We start from the raw sequence: 4,181 nt of genomic DNA, 5'->3' as shown, positions 1-4,181 counted from the left end.
ACCTTCCCGCTCTATGTCGAGGTCGACGAGATTTACAACCTCGCCTGTCCGGCCTCGCCGATCCACTACCAGCACGATCCCGTGCAGACCACGAAGACCAGCGTGCACGGTGCGATCAACATGCTGGGCCTCGCCAAACGCCTGCGCGCCAAAGTGTTCCAGGCCTCGACCAGCGAGGTCTATGGCGATCCCGAGGTGCATCCGCAGCCCGAGAGCTATCGCGGCAGCGTCAACCCGATCGGTCCCCGGGCCTGCTATGACGAGGGCAAACGCTGCGCCGAGACGCTGTTCTTCGATTATCACCGCCAGCACAATCTGCGCATCCGCGTGGCCCGGATCTTCAACACCTATGGCCCGCGCATGCATCCCAATGACGGCCGCGTGGTCTCGAACTTCGTGGTGCAGGCGCTGCGCGGCGAGCCGATCACGATCTTCGGCGAAGGCCGCCAGACCCGCGCCTTCTGCTATGTGGACGATCTGGTCGAGGGCTTCATCCGGCTGATGGCGGCGCCCGACGCGCTGACCGGTCCGGTCAATCTCGGCAATCCCGGCGAATTCACCATCCGCCAGCTGGCCGAGATGGTGATCGAGCAGACCGGCTCCAAATCGAAGCTCGTGTTCCATCCGCTGCCGGCCGACGACCCGCAGCAGCGCCGGCCCGACATTACGCTGGCGCAAGAGAAGCTGGGCTGGCAGCCCAAGATTCCCCTGAAGGAAGGGCTGACCAAGACGATCGCCTATTTCGACGGGCTCCTGGCGCGGCTTCCCAACCACGTTTTTCAACGTTAGGAAAAGCGCTCCATCAGGAGCGCGTCTTCGTCTCCAGCCGGGCCATGAATTTCGCTTCGTCGATGATGAAGCGCTCGTGATGGCCGCGGCCGATCACGTCCTTGTCGTCGCGGGCCTCGACCTTGAAACGTAGCCGCTTGCCATCGACCTCGACGAGCTCGATGTCGACAGTGACCGTCATGCCGATCGGCGTGGCCGCCTCATGGCTGAGATCGACGCGGGTGCCGACCGTGCGCTGGCCGGGCTCCAGATGGGGTTCGAGCGCCGCCACGCAGGTTTCCTCGACGAAGCCCACCATGAAGGCGGTGGCGAAGACCGGCGGCATGTCATGGAAATGTGGGAAGGCGGGCGACACTTTCGGCACCGTCAGGCTCGCATCGACCGTGACGCTTTCGCGATGGCGCAATCCGATCGGAGGCAGAGCCATGGAAGCGCTCCTCGGAAGAGTCTATTTCGTGAAATCGAGATTGGCGGGATTGCTGCCGCAGACCAGCACCGCGACGCGCTCGGCCTGCTGCGGGCGGTAGCGCCCCGAGAGCAGCGCCGCGAAGGCCGCGGCGCCGCCGGGCTCGGCCGCGAGCCGCAGGATGCGCCATAGCGCGGTCTGTGCCTGCACGATCGCCTCGTCGGAAACCAGCACCACCTTCTCGACATGGCGCCGCGCGATCGGAAACATCAACTGCCCGACGCGGCGCGGCGCCAGCGAATCGGCCGCGATGCCACCCGCTTCGGCGTCGACAGGCTCGCCCGCCTCGAGCGCGCGATAGAGCGTGGGTGCCGCTTCCGGTTCGACACCGACGATCTTGACCTTGCCCGCGAACCAGGCGGCGATGCCGCCGATGAGGCCGCCGCCGCCCACCGCCACCAGCAGCGTGTCGATCGCGGGCGCCTGTTCCTCGATCTCCATGCCGACGCTGCCCTGGCCCAGCAAGGTCTCGCGCTGGTCATAGGCATGGATCGGCATCGCGCCGGTGCGTAGCTCCCAGGCTTCGCTCTCGGCCAGCGCGTCGGCATAGCGTTCGCCGCCCACGACGAGATCGGCGCCATAAGAGCGGATGCGCTCGATCTTGGAGGGCGAGGCGACGCGCGGCACGAAGATCTTGGCGGGAAGCCTGCGCTTCATCGCCGCATAGGCGACGGCCGCCCCGTGATTGCCGCCCGAGGCCGCCACCACGCCCGCCTTCGGAACCTCGCGCAACAGCAGGCTGGCGAAGGCGCCGCGCGGCTTGAACGAGCCGGTATGCTGCAGCAGCTCGAGCTTGAGCTGCAGCGCGCCGGCGTCGAGGCCGAAATCGGCGCTGTCCACGCTCATCATCGGCGTGCGCCGGATGTAGGGCGCGATCAGCTTTGCCGTTGCCGCGATCGTCTCACGGTCGATCGTCACATTCGTATCGGTCATCGGGATCCGTCGGGAAACTGGGGTCATCGATCGGGAAAGGCGCAAGCTTACAGCGTCAGCGCCCAGGTTTCGCTGACAAGATCATGGCCGAAGCTGTGATAGGACTCGGACTCGATCAGGCGGAATCCCGCCTTTTGGTAGAGATGCCGGGCGGCGAAGAGGTGACTGTTGGTCCAGAGCCGGACCTGGCCGTAGCCGCAGCTGCGGGCGAAGGCGAGGCATTCGTCGATCAGCCGCTGGCCCAGCCCCAGCCCGCGGGCCGCGGGCTCGACCAGGAGCAAGCGGAGCTTGGCCACGCTCGCGGATTCCTGCACCAGGAAGATCGAGCCGAGGATCTGGCCGTCGCGCTCGGCGATCCAGCAGCGCTCGCGCGCCGGCTGGAAGTTCTTGATGAAACCGGCCGTGATCTCGGCGACCAGGGCCTCGAAGCTTTCGTCCCAGCCATATTCCGCCGCATAGAGCGCCGCGTGACGATGCACCACCCAGCCCATGTCCCCCGGGCGATGCGGACGCAGGATGTAATCGGGCGCCACCGGAGCAGCGGCCGCGTCGGCGGCGCTACCTTTGCCCAGCACGCCTTCGATCTGATCCATCGCGCGTTCGAGCCAGCTCTGCTGCGGTTCCGACAAGGGCTCGAGCAGCGCCGTGATCTGCTGGCGCGTGGTGCGGTCAAGGCCGGCGAAGGTCTTGCGACCCAGCGCGGTCAGCGTCAGGTGGCGCTGGCGCGCATCCTCGGCCGAGGCGGCGCGGGCGAGGAGGCCCTGCTTCTCGAAGCCCCGCAGGATGCGGCTCAGATAGCCGGGATCGAGGCCCAGATCCTTGACCAGATCGGAGGCCGTCGGCCGCTCGCGATGCGCCAGCTCATAGAGAACGCGGGCCTGGGTCAGGCTGTAGGGACTGTCCAGCAGCCCTTCGCCCAGCACGCCGATCTTGCGGGTGTAGAAGCGGTTGAAGCGGCGGACCGCTTCGACCCGGCGATCGAGATCGGCCGACAGCACCATGGGGGATCTCCCGTCTGAGAAGGGCTCATGGTTTGGCATATAGTTGACTCAGTCAACTATATAGTTGGTAACCGCCGGACGCGGGCTCGTCGCCGGTTCATTTGGCCGGGCAGACCGCGGCGCCGGCGTCGGGCGCGTCGAGGGCCCGGGTCATGATGGTGTTGGCGCGCTTCTTCACATAGGCCCCCGGATTGGCGGCCGACCATTCGTCCGGGTTGGGCAGCACGGAGGCCAGGAGGGCCGCCTGATAGCGCGACAGCTCGGCCGCGCTCTTCTTGAAGAAGCGCTGCGAGGCGGCCTCGGCGCCATAAATGCCGGGGCCGAACTCGATGACATTGAGATAGACCTCCATGATCCGCTGCTTGCCCCAGACGAACTCGATCAGGAGGGTGAAATAGGCCTCGAGGCCCTTGCGGACCCAGGTTCGGCTCGGCCAGAGAAACACGTTCTTGGCGGTCTGGTTGGAGATGGTCGAGCCGCCGCGCAGCCGGCTCGACCCTGCCTCGATCTTGTCCCAGGCGGCCTGGATCGAGGTCCAGTCGAAGCCGTGATGCTCGCAGAAATGCGCATCCTCGGCGGCGATGACGCTGCGGATGAGATCGGGCGAGATCCGCTCGATCGGGGTCCAGTCCTTGTGGAGGCCGTGCCCGTCGATCAGGCCTTCGATCATGAGGATGGTGATCGGCGGCGGCAGCGACTGGTAGATGACAGTCAGCAGGATCGAGAACGCGAAGCAGCCCGCGCCGATGCGCAAGCCCCAGCGCCAAAGGCGGCCCGGCAGCGACCACCGCGGCCGCGATTTGGCGGTCGTCGGAGGATCGGCCGGCGGCATCACCGTTTCGCCTCGCGATTCAGGCTCCCCATCTCCCAAGCTGCGCCCGGCCTCCCCTGCTGTCCCGGCAATCTAGCGGCGGCCTTGCAGGACTGCCAACACGCAAGGCGCGCCCGCGGAAATCACAGCCCGAGGACATGGACAAGCCCGAAACCCCTCA

The 4,181-nt window shown here is 66.6% G+C and carries 5 protein-coding genes; 1 reads left to right on the top strand and 4 read right to left on the bottom strand.

The window, feature by feature from the left end; genetic code table 11:
- Positions 1-789 (top strand): UDP-glucuronic acid decarboxylase family protein (locus ACREE8_RS14060; RefSeq protein WP_431573635.1); only part of this gene is annotated, 789 nt, incomplete at its 5' end.
- Between the two features lie 13 nt (positions 790-802).
- On the opposite strand, the gene ACREE8_RS14055 is transcribed toward ACREE8_RS14060, so the two are convergent.
- The 4 genes from ACREE8_RS14055 to mtgA all read right to left on the bottom strand — a co-directional run bounded on the left by ACREE8_RS14055 (position 803) and on the right by mtgA (position 4,021).
- Complete coding sequence (locus ACREE8_RS14055; protein WP_431573634.1) at positions 803-1,216, bottom strand: thioesterase family protein; 414 nt, start codon at positions 1,214-1,216, stop codon at positions 803-805.
- 21 nt (positions 1,217-1,237) lie between these two features.
- On the bottom strand, positions 1,238-2,188 hold the full coding sequence (locus ACREE8_RS14050; RefSeq protein ID WP_431573633.1) for a threonine/serine dehydratase: 951 nt from the start codon (positions 2,186-2,188) through the stop codon (positions 1,238-1,240).
- A gap of 47 nt (positions 2,189-2,235) precedes the next feature.
- Complete coding sequence (locus ACREE8_RS14045) at positions 2,236-3,189, bottom strand: bifunctional helix-turn-helix transcriptional regulator/GNAT family N-acetyltransferase (protein WP_431573632.1); 954 nt, start codon at positions 3,187-3,189, stop codon at positions 2,236-2,238.
- A gap of 97 nt (positions 3,190-3,286) precedes the next feature.
- Positions 3,287-4,021, bottom strand: coding sequence for a monofunctional biosynthetic peptidoglycan transglycosylase (mtgA, locus tag ACREE8_RS14040; RefSeq protein ID WP_431573631.1), 735 nt, complete (start codon positions 4,019-4,021; stop codon positions 3,287-3,289).
- Positions 4,022-4,181 lie beyond the last annotated feature (160 nt).

This window comes from Hypericibacter sp. (assembly GCF_050729195.1).
Lineage (GTDB): Bacteria > Pseudomonadota > Alphaproteobacteria > Dongiales > Dongiaceae > Hypericibacter.
Note: the sequence above shows the minus strand (reverse complement) of the source record. Positions and strands in the feature narration are given on the sequence as shown.

What these genes read in the sequence shown, in the direction of transcription:
- ACREE8_RS14055 (WP_431573634.1), bottom strand. Translation starts at nt 1,216, where the DNA reads ATGGCTCTGCCTCCGATCGGATTGCGCCATCGCGAAAGCGTCACGGTC.
- ACREE8_RS14050 (WP_431573633.1), bottom strand. Translation starts at nt 2,188, where the DNA reads ATGACCGATACGAATGTGACGATCGACCGTGAGACGATCGCGGCAACG.
- ACREE8_RS14045 (WP_431573632.1), bottom strand. Translation starts at nt 3,189, where the DNA reads ATGGTGCTGTCGGCCGATCTCGATCGCCGGGTCGAAGCGGTCCGCCGC.
- mtgA (WP_431573631.1), bottom strand. Translation starts at nt 4,021, where the DNA reads ATGCCGCCGGCCGATCCTCCGACGACCGCCAAATCGCGGCCGCGGTGG.